This is a genomic window from Flavobacterium johnsoniae (genome assembly GCF_030388325.1).
Lineage (GTDB): Bacteria > Bacteroidota > Bacteroidia > Flavobacteriales > Flavobacteriaceae > Flavobacterium > Flavobacterium johnsoniae_C.
This window is the reverse complement of the sequence record NZ_CP103794.1, coordinates 4,759,464-4,777,506: the sequence shown is the minus strand read 5'-3', so window position 1 is coordinate 4,777,506 and position 18,043 is coordinate 4,759,464. Positions and strand designations below refer to the sequence as shown.

The 18,043-nt window shown below is 33.3% G+C and carries 16 protein-coding genes; 9 read left to right on the top strand and 7 right to left on the bottom strand.

The window, feature by feature from the left end; translation table 11 throughout:
• A complete protein-coding gene (locus NYQ10_RS20245; protein WP_289881055.1) occupies nucleotides 1-1,218 on the bottom strand; it encodes an efflux RND transporter periplasmic adaptor subunit in 1,218 nt (405 codons plus the stop codon).
• Between the two features lie 248 nt (nucleotides 1,219-1,466).
• The gene (locus NYQ10_RS20240) at nucleotides 1,467-2,060 is read right to left on the bottom strand and encodes a TetR/AcrR family transcriptional regulator (RefSeq protein ID WP_111377152.1); all 594 of its coding nucleotides are present in this window, start codon (nucleotides 2,058-2,060) and stop codon (nucleotides 1,467-1,469) included.
• 446 nt (nucleotides 2,061-2,506) lie between these two features.
• Here NYQ10_RS20240 and NYQ10_RS20235 point away from each other — a divergent pair, with 446 nt between their 5' ends.
• The 4 genes from NYQ10_RS20235 (at nucleotide 2,507) to NYQ10_RS20220 (ending at nucleotide 5,837) form a co-directional block, all read left to right on the top strand.
• Nucleotides 2,507-2,941 (top strand): cupin domain-containing protein, encoded by a 435-nt coding sequence (locus tag NYQ10_RS20235; RefSeq protein ID WP_289878036.1) that lies wholly within the window; start codon nucleotides 2,507-2,509, stop codon nucleotides 2,939-2,941.
• A gap of 104 nt (nucleotides 2,942-3,045) precedes the next feature.
• A complete protein-coding gene (locus NYQ10_RS20230; protein ID WP_289878035.1) occupies nucleotides 3,046-3,858 on the top strand; it encodes a mechanosensitive ion channel family protein in 813 nt (270 codons plus the stop codon).
• Nucleotides 3,859-4,159: 301 nt separating this feature from the next.
• Nucleotides 4,160-4,708: a type 1 glutamine amidotransferase domain-containing protein gene (locus NYQ10_RS20225; protein WP_289878034.1), complete on the top strand. Its 549-nt coding sequence runs from the start codon at nucleotides 4,160-4,162 to the stop codon at nucleotides 4,706-4,708.
• 892 nt (nucleotides 4,709-5,600) lie between these two features.
• The gene (locus NYQ10_RS20220; RefSeq protein ID WP_111367063.1) at nucleotides 5,601-5,837 is read left to right on the top strand and encodes a hypothetical protein; all 237 of its coding nucleotides are present in this window, start codon (nucleotides 5,601-5,603) and stop codon (nucleotides 5,835-5,837) included.
• 48 nt (nucleotides 5,838-5,885) lie between these two features.
• Here NYQ10_RS20220 and NYQ10_RS20215 read toward each other — a convergent pair whose 3' ends face one another.
• Entirely contained in the window at nucleotides 5,886-6,353 is a 468-nt protein-coding gene (locus NYQ10_RS20215) for a hypothetical protein (protein ID WP_289878033.1), read from the bottom strand.
• A gap of 234 nt (nucleotides 6,354-6,587) precedes the next feature.
• On the opposite strand from NYQ10_RS20215, the gene NYQ10_RS20210 reads away from it, so the two are divergent.
• Nucleotides 6,588-7,736 (top strand): hypothetical protein, encoded by a 1,149-nt coding sequence (locus NYQ10_RS20210; RefSeq protein WP_289878032.1) that lies wholly within the window; start codon nucleotides 6,588-6,590, stop codon nucleotides 7,734-7,736.
• Between the two features lie 258 nt (nucleotides 7,737-7,994).
• Here the strand turns inward: NYQ10_RS20210 and NYQ10_RS20205 are convergent, their stop codons facing one another.
• From NYQ10_RS20205 to NYQ10_RS20195, 3 genes are all read right to left on the bottom strand, one after another.
• Entirely contained in the window at nucleotides 7,995-9,083 is a 1,089-nt protein-coding gene (locus NYQ10_RS20205) for an efflux RND transporter periplasmic adaptor subunit (protein ID WP_289878031.1), read from the bottom strand.
• Nucleotides 9,084-9,300: 217 nt separating this feature from the next.
• Nucleotides 9,301-12,588 carry an efflux RND transporter permease subunit gene (locus NYQ10_RS20200; protein WP_289878030.1) on the bottom strand — a complete coding sequence of 1,096 codons (3,288 nt, stop codon included), beginning with the start codon at nucleotides 12,586-12,588 and terminating at the stop codon, nucleotides 9,301-9,303.
• 12 nt (nucleotides 12,589-12,600) lie between these two features.
• The gene (locus NYQ10_RS20195) at nucleotides 12,601-13,986 is read right to left on the bottom strand and encodes a TolC family protein (RefSeq protein ID WP_289878029.1); all 1,386 of its coding nucleotides are present in this window, start codon (nucleotides 13,984-13,986) and stop codon (nucleotides 12,601-12,603) included.
• Between the two features lie 172 nt (nucleotides 13,987-14,158).
• Here NYQ10_RS20195 and NYQ10_RS20190 point away from each other — a divergent pair, with 172 nt between their 5' ends.
• The 4 genes from NYQ10_RS20190 (at nucleotide 14,159) to NYQ10_RS20175 (ending at nucleotide 17,000) form a co-directional block, all read left to right on the top strand.
• A complete protein-coding gene (locus NYQ10_RS20190; RefSeq protein WP_289878028.1) occupies nucleotides 14,159-15,196 on the top strand; it encodes a sensor histidine kinase in 1,038 nt (345 codons plus the stop codon).
• The gene (locus NYQ10_RS20185) at nucleotides 15,193-15,897 is read left to right on the top strand and encodes a LytR/AlgR family response regulator transcription factor (protein ID WP_289878027.1); all 705 of its coding nucleotides are present in this window, start codon (nucleotides 15,193-15,195) and stop codon (nucleotides 15,895-15,897) included. Before NYQ10_RS20190 ends, NYQ10_RS20185 begins: the two co-directional genes overlap by 4 nt.
• 114 nt (nucleotides 15,898-16,011) lie before the next feature.
• Complete coding sequence (locus tag NYQ10_RS20180) at nucleotides 16,012-16,485, top strand: hypothetical protein (RefSeq protein ID WP_289878026.1); 474 nt, start codon at nucleotides 16,012-16,014, stop codon at nucleotides 16,483-16,485.
• A gap of 59 nt (nucleotides 16,486-16,544) precedes the next feature.
• Nucleotides 16,545-17,000 (top strand): hypothetical protein, encoded by a 456-nt coding sequence (locus NYQ10_RS20175; RefSeq protein WP_289878025.1) that lies wholly within the window; start codon nucleotides 16,545-16,547, stop codon nucleotides 16,998-17,000.
• 267 nt (nucleotides 17,001-17,267) lie between these two features.
• On the opposite strand, the gene NYQ10_RS20170 is transcribed toward NYQ10_RS20175, so the two are convergent.
• Nucleotides 17,268-18,032 (bottom strand): SDR family oxidoreductase, encoded by a 765-nt coding sequence (locus NYQ10_RS20170; protein WP_289878024.1) that lies wholly within the window; start codon nucleotides 18,030-18,032, stop codon nucleotides 17,268-17,270.
• Nucleotides 18,033-18,043: the final 11 nt, after the last annotated feature.

The window sequence follows — 18,043 nt, the reverse complement described above, 5'->3', positions numbered from 1 at the left end:
TTATTTTTGATTAGTTACTTCGGCAACTTTAGTTGATTTTTCAGGCTGGATCGCTTGCCCGTCCTGAAGTTTGTCAATACCGCTTAACACGATTTGATCGCCAGTTTTTACACCTTCTTTAATTAAATAATTAGTACCGCTTTTACCGACAATAATGATAGGCGTTTTAGTTACTTTGTTGTCTTTACCTACACTGAAGACAAATACTTTGTCCTGCATTTCAACTGTAGCAGCTTGAGGAACTAAGATTGCATCGTCGTGGTTTAATCCTAAACGGATTCTTCCTGTGTTTCCAGAACGCAAAACACCGCCTTTATTTGGGAAAGTTGCTCTAATAGTGATTGCTCCAGTAGTTTTATCAAACTGACCATCAACCATATCGATTTTTCCGGTTTGAGGATAAGCATTGTTATCAGCCAAAATCAAAGTAACGGGAGGCAGTTTTTTGATTTTATCGCCTAATGAACTTCCAGCATATTGCTCCTTAAAGTTGATGAAATCGGTTTCACCCAAAGAGAAGTAAGCGTATACTTCGTGAACGTCTGATAAAGTAGTAAGAGCCTCAACATCAGAAGCAGAAACTAAACTTCCTTGTTTTTTAGGCAATCTTCCGATGTAACCGCTTACTGGAGCTGTTACGTTAGTGTATCCTAAATTAATTTTAGCAGAACCAACCATTGCTTTTGCCTGTTCGATATTGGCAGCAGCAATTTTTTGAGAAGCTTTAGCTGTTTTTAACTGATAATCAGAAACTACTTTGTTTTGTACCAAAGGAGTTAATTTATCTACTTCTAAATTGGCGTTAATCAAAGCCGCTTCTGCAGCGTGTAAACTTGCTAAAGCATTGTTTAACTGCTCGCGAAATGGACGCTCATTGATTTTGAATAACGTTTGTCCTTTACTTACATAAGCTCCTTCGTCTACATAGATTCTGTCAAGGTTTCCGCTCACTTGTGGACGAATTTCAACATCAACAGTTCCTTGTATAGAAGCAGGATATTCAGAGTCAGTTATTGTATTGGCACTTGTGATGGCCAAAACTGGTAAAACCGGTGGAGGTGGAGCAGTAGGCGCTTGATTTTTGTCGCCACAGCTGCTTAATACTAAGGCCAGAATAAAACTGGTTATAATTACATTTTTCATTTTCATAGTGGTTTTAATTGGTTGAACATTTTCTCGGATAAAATTCTTTGGTATTCTGGCATTCTCGGGATTCATATTTAATTGAATTAAATTATCTAACATTGTTAAGTAAAAGTGCGCAAATTTCCATACAGTAAGCCGTTCCAATTCTATTTTGAATCAGTATTAAATTATCTAACGATGTTAAGTAAAAGTCTAAAAAAAGAGCTTTTATTACCTTTATTAAATTTTCTAACAGTGTTAAGCGAAAGTTATAAAAAAAAGGATTTTATATTATCCCGTTTAAATCATTTTACACTGTTAAGTAAAATTGAAAATTTTTTTTACTGTATAGATTTGATGATACCAGTAATAGCATCTTTCAAAATCTGAGCATTTATTGTTTCTAAAATATCACTCTTGTTAATGATGTTGATGGCGATTAAACCATGAATAACAGAAAAGAAAGTAAAATATTTTTGTTTAATGATATCTTCACTAGGATTGCTGTCTTTCATAATTTCAGCAATAACACCAGTAAACAATTTGTAAGGTGCTTCCTGAGCCGAACATCGCTGTGCACAGCAAGTCATTTGAACACCAAACATAAGTTGATACATTTCAGTATTAGTAAAAGCGAAATCCCAATAAGTCATCCACATGGCTTCTAACTGATCTTCGGGTTTTTCAAACTTGTCTTTTGCAGTCTGTAACTCCTTAGCCAGTTTTAAAAAGCCTTTGCCTGTAAGTTCTTCTAAAATTGCTTCTTTATTCGAAAAATATTCATAAATAATAGGAGCAGTATATTCGATTCTGTCGGCAATTTTACGCATACTCAAACCATTCCAGCCTTCATCTTTCACGATATCATAAGCAGCGCCAAGAATATTATTTCTTGTCTCTTCTTTTTGTCTTAAAATTCGATCTTTGCTAGCCATTGTATTCAAGTATTAAATCGTTTAACACTGTTAGGCAAATGTATGGCGGATTTTCGAATTACAAAATATTTTTATCATAATATTTTCTTATCGCACCATAAGTATTTTTAAAAATCTTTGTAAAGGCTTTGTTTTATTCAGATTTTTATTTGAATGATTTTTATTCGAAGCAGGAATTTTTTCTATTTTAAGACCATTTGTCCCGCTCTCCACTATATCTTTTGTGGTGAACCCCACCACAAAAGGATGCCGTTTCGATCAGGGCTAGGAGAGAAAATGTATTTTTTCATTAGAACTTTGTCAAAGTTTATTTCAAACAATTTCCTCTCAGAAAAATTCCAGAGAAATAAAATATATCTAAATCATTGAATTGCATTTTAAACTGGACTGAAGTCCAGTTTAAAAATCATCTAATAGATTTTTTTCGTAACATTACAACAAAAAAAATGAAAACTCTAACCATCCTAAAAACCACAATTACTGTTTTATTTTTCCAACAGACTTTCTCACAAGAAACAAAAAAAGAAACTGCACCACCACAATACACAATCGAAAACTGTGTCAATCATTTTGATATAAACAAAGCTACTAAAACCAAAGTCGGCTATCAATATTGGTTTGCCAATAAAGATTTCACACAAGAAAACACTTTAAAAATGAGTATTGTCGAACCTGGAAAATCAACACACGCACCACATCATCATCCAGAAGAAGAATTCTTTTATATTCTAGAAGGTTCGGCTTCTTTTTTCTTAGACGGAAAAACAGTTGTCGTTGGACCAAATACAAGCTTGTATTGTCCGCCAAATGCCGAACACGGAATTAGTAATGCGGGAAAAACAGATTTGAAATATTTGGTGATTAAGAAAGATTTGTGGTAATAATCACATTTCAATAGATTTTATAAAATTCTAATTAAATCCTGTAAGTCTTCCGTTTTTAAAAAGTTCTAATTTTAAAGTTTTACTTTTTACAACGCATAATTATGGAAGATTTCGTTCAGGACGTTTTTAAGCATTTAGAAAATTATTATTATAGTATAGTCGATCTTACGCCTAAATTTATTCTGGCTATTATCGTAATTCTCGTTTCGTGGTTTATTGCGGCTCGAGTTGGCATTTTTGCAGGAAATCGTCTTAAAGCTAGAATGCACGATCGTCTTTTGGCAACTTTTATTGCCCGTTTAATCAAATCGGTTTTGATTATTATTGGGGTTTTGTTTATGTTCAAAATTATTGGACTTGAAGGAGTTGCGCAAAGCATGCTTGCAGGCGCTGGAATCTCAGCTTTTGTAATTGGTTTTGCACTTAAAGATATTGGAGAAAATTTTCTTGCCGGAATTCTGCTGGCTTTTAAACGTCCTTTTAATATTGGTGACATTATAGAAAGCAACGGAGTAAAAGGAGAAGTGATAAACCTGAATCTCCGTGATACCGAAGTCAAAAGCGATTCTAAAATCATCTATATTCCAAATGCTCTTTTAATTAAAAACACACTCATCAACTATAATAGCGAAGGTTTTTTGCTTCAGACTTTTACTGTCGGATTAGAGTATGGTTCAGATTATAACCGTGCCATAGAACTAGTAAAAGAAGTGCTTCATAAAAACGAAGATGTAACCGATAAAGATTACGCAGATTCTGCTGTAATTACAGATGTTGCGGCTGCGGGAGTCATTCAGCTTAACATTCGTTATTGGGTAAAAACAGGTCCTCGTGCTAAAAACTCTGAATGCCGTTCTAAAATTATTGGTGAAGTCTTGAATACTTTAAAAGAAAATGGATTTGTTTTGAAATAAATTGCAAACGTCAGAAGTTGCAAAGAGAGAAAGTTTTGTCTTTTTTATTAATTAGTTGCATTTCTGAAATTCGTTTTTATACGTAATAATTATACCATCACTTCTTTAGCTTTCATCATATAAAATAATAACCTAAATTCATAAGAGTTTTATATAATTTCAGTTTTATTTTTTATAAAAAATTGATGTATAGTTAATTAACTTTTATTAAAGAAAGCTTTAACACGGTCGGTTTTCGCTGGCTATTTGAAATAACTAATTTTAAGTAAATCAAAATTACAAATATTTAAATATTAAAATTATGAAAAAGAATATCGCCATATTAGCAACAAACGGGTTTGAAGAATCAGAATTAGCATCACCAAAAGCCTATCTAGAAGAGCAAGGTTGGAATGCAGATATCGTTAGTTTGAAATCTGGAACGATCAAATCTTGGAAAGACGGAAATTGGAGCAACGAATACAATGTTGATGTCGTATTAGATCAGGCAAATGAAACAGATTACGATGCTTTGGTTATTCCAGGTGGAGTTATAAATCCTGATTTATTGAGAAGAGAAGAAGCTGCAGTAAATTTTGTGCGTTCCTTTTTTGAAAGTAAAAAACCAGTAGCCGCTATTTGCCATGGACCTCAAATTCTGGTAGATGCTGACGTTTTAGAAGGTCGAAAAGTAACTTCGTTCTTCTCTATTAAAAACGATTTGAAAAATGCTGGAGCACAATGGGAAGACTCAGAAGTTGTCGTAGACAATGGATTAGTGACCAGCCGAAATCCGAATGATTTGCCAGCTTTTAATAAAAAAATGGTGGAAGAAATTAAAGAAGGAATACATGAGCGTCAGAGAGTCTAAAAAAGAAATTTCTATTTAGATTTATCAAATTATATAAAAATGCAAGATCAATTTTGGTCTTGCATTTTTTTATTGAATAGCCCCTAGTTTTAACTAGGAGACTAAAAGAATTCAATAGTAATAAAGCTTTAGCCAAAACACGCATTTGGGCTAAAGCCTTACTATGATTCTTATTTATACCTCCAGCTAAAGCTGGAGGCAATTGATTTTTAATTTATAATGTAGTTTTTAAATCTGTAAAAGAAAATTCCGGAGGAATGAAATATTTATAGATTCATAAAACGCGTCGTACCAAAAGCTCCGGCGGAGCGGCATATCGTAAAAATGATTTCAGCCCGCTGGGGCTCTTTTGTAATGAGAAAAATTATTTTTATAAATATTTCGTCCCCTCATGCTGGCGCGAGCGTCCCGCTCGTGAACGTATTACCATTTTAATTCAAGGAATATTTGCACGAGCGGGACGCTCGCGCCAGCTGGGGGGGAGGGTTTATAAAATGAAAAAAAAGATGGAAAGAATATATTTACATGATCGTTAGCGCGGATTTGTAATCCGTGCCCGCAACAGTTTGACACAATGTAGGTCATAAAAACATAAAACAAGCCAATCTTTGCGGGCACGGATTACAAATCCGCGCTATCGTTGCGAGGAAATATCTGCGCGATCGGTTTTTTTTTTTTTAAATATATAATTTTTAGTTTATTGAATGTAGCATATTTATCTATACGATTGTTAGCGCAGATTTGTAATCTGTGCCCGCAACAGTTTGACACAATGTAGGTCATAAAAACATAAAACAAGCCAATCTTTGCGGGCACGGATTACAAATCCGCGCTATCGTTGCGAGGAAATATCTGCGCGATCAGGTTTTTATATTCCTAATATTACGACATTATGAGTACAAAAAACACCCTTTCTAAAGAAGCCGAAACAAGGCTGATTGATTTTTTTAATCATATTATAGATCCTGAAGATATGGCTAAAATCTTAAGACAAGTAAATTGCATTTTAGCTCTCGGCGTAATGCGACAACACGAAACCCTCCAAATTGGACTAACCAATTTTGAAGACAATTATTATTGGCTCAATGAATTGGCGGAGATTTTGAATCCTTATTTGAGTGAGGAGTAAAAGTTTAGAAAAATAAAAACCTCGATTTTTTAAGGTCGAGGTTTTTATTTAAACACGATAGTCTTTTTCAAGTAATGATTTTATGTCAGTAAATTCTCTTATGTAATTATTCTTTACTTCTTTAATATCCTTTGTATAATGACCTCTTATCGTTTCCTTCGAAGGCTCATAATCCAAATTTTCTAAATGAAAAATTTTAATGTGAGATAATATTTTGTCAAAATTTTGTAGTGAAAAATATTCACTCTCTTCGTTCATTTTTAAAATTATGTTTTCGATATGATTTATTAAAATATTTTTTATTTCATCTGAAATTATAAACTCATTAAAATTAAGAAAGCCAAATATACCTACTAATATATTATCGATATTTTGAACGAGTTCTATTTTAAATTCAATAAAATCTTTATTATCATTTTTAAGTTCGTCAAAGAGGAAAATATAAAATATCAACAAAAAGCCATCACTGACCCAAAGCGTTCCATATTTGTATTCTAATTTACTTTCAGAAGGCATTTTATATCTAATTTTTTATTGAAATAATTTTTTATTCAAAGTCAAATTTAAAGTAAAAAGTTTAGTCCTCTTATAATTATTTTTAAGTTTAGAAATTCTAAGTATTAACGAGTAAGATGCTCGTGCTAGCAGGAATCTGTTTTTTTTGTTTTTTATTTGTTTAATAAGATAAAACGTGTTTATTTATAAAATATGTTTTTATATTTGAATCAAAAAAATCTTATAAAATAAGTAATGAAAGTAAAATTATTATTTCTCTTTTTTCTAATCTGTTTAACTAGTTATTCTCAATCAAAAATAGCTGAGTTATATAAATATGAAGTAAATACTCATTTAATTAAAAATGATGAAAATTTAATGATTTGGTTAGATAGTTTAACATCCAAGATGAGATATAGTGGACATAATTTCTCAACAAGTTATCATCAGGAATCATCCTTCAATTCATTCAATCTATTAGCAAAAGACACTTTATTATTTAGAATACCTAAAACACCTTTAAAACTTTCGTTTAAAACCGAAAAACAGAATTATCGTGGAAAATTTTCCCAAACTATTATAACGGAATATAATATTCCTTTTTATTCTAAGTCTTGGAGTGCATTTGAAGCGACAACATTTCAGTATAAAGCCTACGATTATTTTATCTTGGGATTAAAAATATTTAAAATTAATAATCAAGAACTTATAGCCAATATACTGAATAGATTTATTGATCGTGATTACAAAAGTAAGGTGTCAAAGTTTGATATGCTCATAAATGATATCAACAAAAAGAAAAATTTAAAAATTCCCTTGCTAAAAGAAAAATTTCAAAATATTGAAGGTGCTCGAAGTAAGTTAAGTGATTTTACACAAGACATTCCAAAACTTCTTTATGAGGTCTATATTTATGATAAAAAAGGAGAAGAAAAGACATGGCAGAATGTTCAAGAGTTTTACAATTTGAACACAGATAATATTAAGAAATATTTAGATGATTACATTAATGATTTTTTGATTATCAAATTAGAAAAGCCTGAACTAATTGTGTTTCCTGAAAATTGGATTAAATCTAACATTAATGATAAAATTAAAAATAGTTTAAGTAGTGCGTTATATTTTGATAGAGTTATTTTTCTTAAAAACCAATATGAACATTTTTTCGAAATAACTTTTGAAATAACCAATGCTAAACAAATAGATTTATGTTTTGGCATAGAAGAACATTATAATGCTGCAAAAGGAAAAAAAATTAGGACTAAAGCAACTTTAGAAAATCCAATAGCCATAAAACCTGATAAAATTAAAATTTTTGTTTATCCAGATAAAATAAAAGGCCTTTTAATGGATAATGAATATACTGAAATAGAACTTTTTAATTCAAAATTAACATTCAAATAAAATTTATGATATCTATCTAGGTTTTATTGTATATTTAAAAAAAGTACTTTCCAAAATAGGCGTTATTTTTTATATAGCTATTTGTGTTTAAGAGTTAGACTTTTGTGCTAGGAGTTATTGAGTAATATTTAATAATAAATAAAAAAGGACAGTCCCTCCAATTAAAGAAGAACCGCCCTTTTAGGCAAATTTTTAGATTTGCATTCCTAAGAATGCGTACAGTTTTTGGTAATCACTAAATTGAAGACTAAACGCAGGTTATTCGTTTATGACATCGCCTTCCTTAGTTTCTTCGCTGGCAATTTTTACCAGTTTATCGTTTGGAGTCAAATCGCCGAAAATTTCGATTTTATCTTCGATTTCTCTTCCTTTTTTGATGTCAACTCTTGTGGCTTTGTGGTTTACAACTTTCACCACATAAATTCCTTCTGCAGAACTTACTACTGCTGATTTTGGTACTACAAATGTGCTGTCTTTCGCGTTAAGTGGTAACAAAACTTCGGCAACCATTCCAGGTAATAAATTTCCTTTGGTGTTGTGAACGTCCATTTCTACACGTTCAGAACGTAATTTTAAATCTAAAGCGCCAGACATTCTGGTAATTTTTGCTGTAAAAGTATCAGGCAACGATTTTACATTAAAACTCATTTCGTCGCCTGGGTGTAAATATCCTGTGTACAATTCTGGTACAGAAACCGCCAAACGTAATTTACTTTGTTCTTGAATCGTCAATAAAGGCAAATCTGAACCTTTTCCTGCTGGACCAACAAATGTTCCTAAATTGACATTTCTAGCCGCTACAACGCCATCAAAAGGAGCACGAATTTCTAAGTAGCCTCTCATAATCGCAATTTCTTTATGAGCCGCAATTGCCGCTTGAAGCTGAGCATAATCAGAGTTCTTTTTTCCGCTTGCCATTTCTAAATCGTTTTTAGAAATTGTTCCTTCGACTTTGCTAGTTTCATACAAACGGTTGTAAGTGCTTTTGCTGGTTGCGTAAATCGCTTCCATCGATTTCAATCTTGATTCGGCTGCAGCCAATTGCGAACTGATTTCTGGTGCTTCTAAAACAATCAAAAGCTGTCCTTTTTTTACTTTCGTACCAATATCAACTTTCAATAATTTTACGAAACTGCTCACTTTTGCATACAAATCAACTTGTTGGAAACCGGTTAATTCGGCTGGTAAACGCAATTCTGTTGTTAGTTTTTCTTTCGCTAAAGCGAAAGTTTCTACTTTAGGTTCGATTTCCGCTTTCGCAGTTTCTTCTTTTTTCTTTTCGCAACCGCTTAATACAACTAATGCTGTAAATAATAATGCAGATGATTTTATAATGTTACTTTTCATTTTTTGGTTTTATATAATGAATATGTTTTAAGCTTTTGGGTGAAAGTGTTTAAAATTTAATTTAACACATAGAATCATAGCTATTCTTTACGGGTAAAGGCGTTTCACTTGTTTCAATGCACATAGCTATGTGTGAAAACTAGTTTTTTCTTTTACCTTTTTTATTTAAAATTAAAATCTATGTTTCTATGTGTTAAAAATATTTACACTCAACAAGTTACTTTCCAACTTTCGACTTACTTATTGATGAGATATAATGGATACTTTCTTCGTCTTCAGGATCTAAAGAAACAGATTGTGTCGATGTTTTTTCTTGCGCCCACGCAAATATCTGCGGAAGGATTAATAATACGGCAAAAGTAGAAAATAATAATCCGCCTATAACCGCTCTTCCTAACGGAGAAACCTGATCGCCTCCTTCGCCGTGTCCAATCGCCATTGGTAACATTCCCGCAATCATCGCAACCGAAGTCATGATAATCGGACGAAGACGCAACGCAGCAGCTTCACGCGCAGATTCTAAGGCATTTCCGTTTATTTTTCGAAGCTGTTCGGCATTCGTAACCAATAAAACGGCGTTCGCAATCGAAACTCCAACCGACATGATGATTCCCATATACGATTGTAAATTCAGCGTTGAACCTGTAATTGTCAGCATTAATAAAGATCCCAAAACTACCGCAGGAACTGTCGTTAAAATAACCAGTGAAACTTTAAACGATTGGAAATTAGCAGCCAACATTAAGAAGATTACAAAAATGGCAACCAATAATCCTGTTTGTAAACTGCTTAATGTTTCGGTCAATACAGTACTTAGTCCAATTGGCGTAATAAACAAACCACGAGGTAATTCGCCCAAAGAACTAATTGTTTTGCCCACATCTTTTGTAGCCGTACCTAAATCGGTTTGATAGATGTTTGCAGTAACGGTAATGTATGGCATGGCTCCTAAATTGTCATTTTCACCGCTTACAAATCCGGGTGTAATTTTGGCAACGTCACTTAAAACAGGACGAAGCGAATTTTTTAATACCGGAATTTCTCCAATATCGGTTTTACTTTTCATTTTATTTAAAGGCACTTGAACCTGAACAGAATACGATAATCCGGCTTTTTCATCGACCCAGTTGTTTTTTTCGGTATAACGAGAAGATGAGGTTGAAGCCACAAGCGAACGTGAAATATCATTCATATCCACTCCTAATTCGGCTGCGCGGGTTCTGTCAATATCAATATTCATTGCTGGATAATGAATTGGCTGTCCGATTTGCACGTCTCTGAAATACGAAATCGCTTTTAGTTTATCTACAATTTGAGTCGCGTATAATTCATTTCGTTTTTTGTCTTTTCCAGCTACTCGAATCTCAATTGGAGTAGGAGAACCTTGGCTTAAAACTTTGTCTGTCAATTCGATTGGTTCAAAAGAAAGTTTCGTATCTGGCAATACTTTTTTAAGTCTCGCTCTAAACTCATCTTTAAAATCGTCCATGTCTTCATGATAGTCTTTTAAACTCACTTGGAAAACCGCTTCGTGAGAACCTGCCATAAAAAGATAAATTGGGTTGATCGAGAATAGAGAAGGGTGCTGACCCACATATACAGATGTGATTCCGATATGATCTTTACCCACCATTTTTTCCAGTTCTTTTAAAACAACTCGAGCTTGTTCTTCTGTTCTTTCCAAACGCGTTCCGTCAACAGCGCGCATTCTTAATTGAAACTGACTTGAATTTGTTCTTGGGAAAACATCTTTTCCGATAAAACCAATAAACAGAACAGCCAGAAGAATCGAACCACTTAAATAAATAATAGTCGTCGCTTTTTTATGGACAAACAAACGATCTAAAGTTCGCATGAAACGAATTTTGAAACGTTCGAATCCACTAATTTTTCCGTTGTTGTTGGTATCGTCTTTTTCTACATAACCTTTTTTCTGAGTAATCAGATTTTGTTCCGATTCTGGAGTGATACCGCTATCATTAAATTCAGCTTCATCATCTGTAATATTCGGTTCGTGTTCGTGTTTCGCGTGAGCTTTCATCATCCAGTTGGCCATTACAGGAACAAAAGTCTGCGAAAGCAAAAATGAAATTACCATCGAGAATCCAATCGCTAAAGCCAAAGGCAAGAACAACGCTCCCGGAATTCCGACCATGGTAAATGCTGGTGCAAATACGGCCAGAATACAAAGTAAGATCAATAATTTTGGCAAAGCAATTTCCTGACACGCATCCCAAATGGCGAGCGCTTTTGGTTTTCCCATGTCGAGATGCTGGTGAATATTTTCGATGGTTACGGTACTTTCATCCACCAAAATACCAATTGCCAAAGCCAATCCTGATAAGGACATTAAGTTGATTGTCTGTCCGAATAATTTCAGGAATAAAACCCCAGAAATAATCGAAATCGGAATTGTCATAATTACGATTAAAGCCGCACGACGGTCGCCCAAGAATAATAAAACCATTAATCCCGTTAGAACCGCACCAATAATTCCTTCCGTAATCAAACTTTTAACCGAGTTGATTACATAAACCGACTGGTCAAATTCGTACGTAATGTTTACATCTTCAGGAAGCGTACTTTGAATTTTAGGAAGTTCTTTTTTCAATTTCTGAACCACATCCCAAGTTGAAGCGTCTCCCGCTTTTGCAATACTAATGTAAACCGAACGTTTTCCGTTTACCAAAGCATAACCTGCCGTAATATCGGCACCGTCTTTTACAGAAGCAACATCGCCTAATTTCAAGTTCTGAACGCCGCCTTTGAATAACGGAATCTGTTCAAAATCTTTAACTTCTTTAATCGTATTATTGGTTGGTGTAATGTAGTTTTTGTCGCCCATACGCACGTTTCCAGACGGAGCCGTTTGGTTGTTCAAACGAATCGCATCTACGATTTGGTCTGGCGTCATATTATGAGAACGCAATAAATCTGGATCAACATTTACCTCAATAGTTCTTGGGCTTCCGCCGAAAGGAGCTGGAGATAATAAACCTGGAATTGCAGTAAACGAAGCACGAACGTAAACATTGGCTAAATCCTGTAATTCGTTATTTGATCTAATTTTACTGCTTAAAACCAATTGCCCAATTGGAAGTGAAGAAGCATCAAAACGAATGATGAACGGAGGCTGTGTTCCCGGAGGAAAAGCCGCCTGAATTCTGTTGGAAAGCGCACTTAACTCGGCAGCCGCCTGAGCCATGTTCGTTCCTTCATAATAGGTTAATTTCATAATCATTAACCCTTGAATATTTTTGGTTTCTACCGATTTGATACCGTTCGAAAAAGGTAAAACGTTTACGTAGTTTTTGGCAAAATAAGCCTCCATTTGGTCTGGCGTATAACCTCCAAACGGGTGCGCAATATAGATAACCGGCAAATTCATTTTTGGTAGAATGTCTACCTTAATGTCTTTGATGGCACCTATTCCGAAGAAAAATAGACCCGCAACCAATACTAAAATGGAAATGGGTTTGCGGAGTGCAAAACGTATTAAATTCATTAGGATTTATAATTAAAATTCATTTATAAATAAGTCAAAATTTCCTGTTGCAGCGACTTTCAATAAGTACGATTGCCACACATTATTATTGACAATATCTCGATCGATTTCAGCGCGATTTAAAACATACATCGTTTGTGTCAAATCGGTCAAATCGGTTAAACCGTTTTTGTATAAAGTCGATTTCTGAATGTAAGCTCTTTTTGCCGCGTCAACCTGAATTGGTGCTTCAGCATAATTTTCGAGCGTGATTTTGATTTTATCTTCTGCAAAATTCAACTGTGATTTCAATTCTCTATCCGCCTGATTGTATTCTTCTTGCAAAGCTTGAGAAACAAATTTCTGAGCGCTGACTTGTTTGCTTGATCTAAAAGGCGTGGTTAAATTCCACGTAATTCCAACTCCAATTAAATAATTGGTGCGATCTGGATTTACGCCATCCCAATAATTTCTGCTAAAAGCGGTTTGATCTGACGCATAAGTATTGTCAAATCCCGAAGCTCTGGTTTGTAAAACTCCAAAAGCACTCATGGTTGGGTAATAAAAACGTTTGTATAATTTAACCTGCTGATTGCTATAATCGATTTTCGTTTTATAAAGTTGCAATAACGGATGAAGGCTGTCGTTTGCAGCATTTCCTTGAATTAACTCTTTCGGAATCTGAGTTACAAAAAGCGTATCGGCAACAAAATCTTGTGGCGCAACACCCATTAAATCTACTAATTTGTTGTTTTGTTCTTTAACGAAATTCCTTGCTAAGTTTAAAGCAATTTTAGCTTTCGAAACTTCAGCTGTCGCCAATGTAGAATCGACTCCGGCTAATAATCCGTTTTTGACTCTCGCAGCGGCAGTTTTCTTAAAAACTTCTGCGCGGTTTAAGTTTTTTTGCTGAGAAATCAATAATCTCTGGCTCGCTAAAAGATTTAAGTATGCAGCAGAAATTTTAATTTCCTGTTGAAATTTTTCCTGCTGTAAATCTTTTTCTTTAGCCTGAACATCAATTTTAGATAAATTGATTTTTTCCTGTGTTTTTCCGAAGGTGAAAAAATCCCAGTTCATGTTGACTAGATAAAGCGCACCAAACGCCGAATTCCAGTTTTGTTCAGGAAGAGGTAAACCTGATGAAGCAACTCCTAAACCTCCAAAACCGTAAAGAGGTCCGTTTTGCCCGTTTACCGTTCCGTAATCCTGCTGTGCCGATAAATTCAGGTTTGGCAGATAATCACGACGAGATTGTTTCAGCGTCTCTTTTGATGCATTGGTGTAATTGTTTTTTGCTCGGATAGAACCGTAGTTTTCAAGACCTGTTTTTATGGCTTCTTTTAAAGACAGGGTTTGAGCGTAACCGATTGAGGCAAAAATCAATAAAAATAAAATGGTAATTTTTTTGAAATACATAAACTCAAGGTGTGAAATAATGTTTTTGATGAAACAAATTTATTTCTCTTACCTTGATAAAAGTCATGTTTAGTGATGTACTGCACTAGTAAATGACGAATTGAATTGGTCATTTTTTGAAAAAAATAATTAAATATTTGTTCGTACTTTGTAAACTATTTCAAAATTAAGAATGAACAAAAAGATTGATAACATATTGGATAACAAATGGTGGCAGGAGGTTGCCGTTGTCCTTTTTTCATTTACAATTTATACCTTAAAAAATGATTGGATGTTATTTAGTTCGTTCATTTCTATTTTAATGGGTATATTTTTCTATTGCATTTTGTACATGCATGCGCAGTTTAACCGCTTTTTTCTGCTTCCGATATTATTCAAAGCCAATAAACCTTTCACTTATATTATTTTAACGCTCTTTGGGGTTTTTGTATTTTCTGTTGTTTTATATGAAATTACAATGTTAGATATGTTTGCAAAATGTCATTTGTATCAAAACTCACATCAGAGAAGTTACGCGTATCAATTGGCAAGTGTTTTAGGAACTCTGGTCTGCATTTTGAGTCCAATTATTGTATTTAAGTTTTATCGAATTCATAGAAAACAAACCGATGCGGCTTTATTGTTCAATCAAATGCAATTAAATTCTTTGAAAGGACAATTGAATCCGCATTTTTTGTTTAATACATTTAATACTTTGTACGGAATTAGTCTTGAATTTCCAGACAGAACGCCAGATTTGATTATGAAAGTTTCGCAGTTAATGCGTTATCAATTAGAAAGTAACGGTAAACAATTTGTTTCTGTAGAAGAAGAATTGGAGTTTATAAATAGTTATGTTCAGCTCGAAAAAGAACGTGTTGGTTACCGTTGTGATATTACGATTGATCATAAAGTAGACAAAGAATACACCTATAAAATTTCTCCGATGTTATTAATCGCATTTATTGAGAATGCCTTTAAACACGGAACTTGTGCCATCGAAAAATGTTTTGTAAAAATTAATATTACGGTAGAAAACGGATTGCTTAAGCTTCATGTTGTCAATTCAATTCCGAAGAAAACAGATGTTATTTCTACCAAAATTGGTTTGAAAAACACAATTGAACGTTTGAAATTAATTTACGGAAAAGACTATAAATTAGATATTCAAGACGATAAACAAACCTATGTTGTTGATTTAGAAATACAACTTAAAAAGTTTGTAGGATGAAAGAAACAAAGAAATGTATAATCGTAGACGATGAACCCGCAGCGCATTATGTTTTAGCGAATTATATCAAGCAAAATCCGCAATTGGAATTGGTTTTTCAAGGTTATAATGGAATTGAAGCGATGAATTATCTCCGTGAAAACACAGTCGATTTGATGTTTTTGGATATTAATATGCCGGAAATTTCTGGAATGGAATTGCTTAAAATTCTTCCAACTCATCCAAAAACGATTTTGACAACGGCTTATTCAGAATTTGCTTTAGAAAGTTACGATTACGGTGTTATAGATTATCTTTTAAAACCAATTTATTTTCCAAGATTTCTAAAAGCAATCGATCGTTTTTTTGCTACAGAAAGTGTGAAACAAAAAGCAGAAGAAACAGTCAATTCTGTGAGTGTAAAAGTCGACGGTTATTTGATGGAAATTGAATTAGATCAATTATTGTTTGCACAGAGTTACGGAAATTACGTAAAACTGCATACGATTAAAAGAACGTATTTGGCTTCGATAACGACCACAGAATTAGAGAAATGTCTTCCAGAAAAGAATTTTATGCGAATTCATAAATCGTACATCGTAGCGTTGGACAAAATTGATACGACAGAAAAAGATTTTGTTGTTATAAAAAGCGAAAGAATTCCAATTGGAATTACATATAAAAGAGAACTTACAGATCGATTAAAAAAACTCGAATTGTAAACTCTAAATTGATTAAAAAAAGTTCTTAAAAATATTGAAGGCTTCATTTGTTCTTCATTAAAAAGTAGTAAATTTAATACGTTGTTTAGAGTTTAATTTAAAAAAAATAAAACCATGAGAAACGCGTTTTTGATTCTTACTTTTTTATGCAGTAGTTTTATAATTGCGCAAGAAGGAACAAATATGAAAAAAGTAGTTACACCGCCAGAAAAGGTAAAATTTGCTTTTGAAAAACAATATCCTGGAAAAGTGCCCGTTTGGTCTGAAGAATATGTGGGAGATGATGAAGACGAAATTCGTTTTGAAGCGAAATATAATGTCACTAACACAACTAAAGCGGTTGCAATTTATGACAATTTAGGAAACATGAAAGCCTATGAATTACAGATTCCTTTTAATCAGTTACCGCCGAAATCTCAAACTTATTTGAAAAAGAATTATGCGCCGAAATCAATTCGAGAAATTGCAATGGTTGTCGACGATAAAAATAAAACGACTTATGAAGTTGGAGTGACGAAAGACACCAAATTTTACGATGTTGTTTTTGATAAAGATGGAGATTTTAATGTTAGTATTGAAAAAAATTAAATCAAAATTGTAGGAAAATACTTTTTTATTTAGATTTACATTTTAATTTAAATCTAAACATGAAAAAAATTATTCTATTTACGGTTTTTATTTACAGTAATTTTCTAATTGGTCAAGGTGCAAGTATTATACCTCCAGAAAATGTTGTAAAAGCTTTTGAAAATCAATATCCTAAGAAAAAAGCAACTTGGGATATAGAATATACAGGAAAAGGTGATGATGTTATTTTTGAAGCAAAATTTAGCGCAGCGCCCAAAACAATTGGACTTGCAAGATATGATCAAAATGCAAATTTTAAATCTTATAAAGTTCAGATTCTATTAGCAAAATTGCCCAAAAAAGCACAAAACTATTTAAAAGCAAATTATTCTGTTAAGTCTTTTAAGCAGTTTTTTTCTGTTGTAGATGATTTAAAAGAGAAAACCTTTGAAGCAGGAGTTACAAAAGATGGGAAATATTATAATGTAATTTTCGACCAAGAAGGAGAGTTTTATAAACGAACCCAAATAAGGTAAAACAGCTTACTAATTCAGATATTATTTGAAACGACAAACCCGATAAGTTTTTAAAGCTTATCGGGTTTTGTTTTTTTTTATTTTTTTTGTTTCAGATTTCAGGTTGATTCTCTTTTTGTGTTTTAACCGCAAAGGGCGCAAGGTTTTTTTTCTAAGCTTTATGCATAAAAACGCAAAGTTCGCAAAGCTTTGTCTAAAAACTTTGCGAACCTTGCGTAAACCTTAGCGCACTTTGCGGTTAAACTTAAAACTTGAAACCTGAAATTCTTACAACATCATTCCGCCAGAAGCTTCTATTCTTTGAGCGTTTATCCAGCGCGCATCTTCTGTACATAAAAAGGCTACTACGCCGCCAATATCATCAGGAAGACCAACTCTTCCTAAAGCTGTAACAGAAGCAATTTGTTGATTCATTTGTTCATTATCACGAACAAAACCTCCGCCAAAATCTGTTTCGATCGCACCTGGAGCAACAACATTTACTCGGATTTTTCTAGCTCCTAATTCTTTTGCCTGATATTTAGTTAAAGTTTCAATTGCACCTTTCATAGAAGCGTATGCTGCATAACCTGGGAAAGAGAATCTTGCCAAACCAGTAGAAATATTTACAATTCCGCCGCCGTCATTCATTACATTTAATGCTTTTTGAGTTAAGAAAAACGGACCTTTAAATTGAATATTAGTTAATTGATCAAATTCAGCTTCAGTTGTTCCGATGAAAGAATTGTGAATTCCGATTCCTGCATTATTTACTAAGAAGTCGAATTTATCGGTATTAAAAACGCTTTTTAGAACTGACTTTACTTCTTCAAAAAAAGCACCAAATGTTCCAGATTCTGCAACGTTTAATTGCAATGAAGCGGCTTTTTGACCTAAATTTTCGATTTCTTTTACAACCAAATCAGCTTCTTCTTTTTTGCTGTTGTAAGTAATAATTACGTCGATTCCTTTTTTTGCAATTGCGATTGCCATATTTTTTCCTAAACCTCTGCTACCGCCTGTAACTAGAGCTATTTTTGTATTTACTGCCATTTTTATAATTG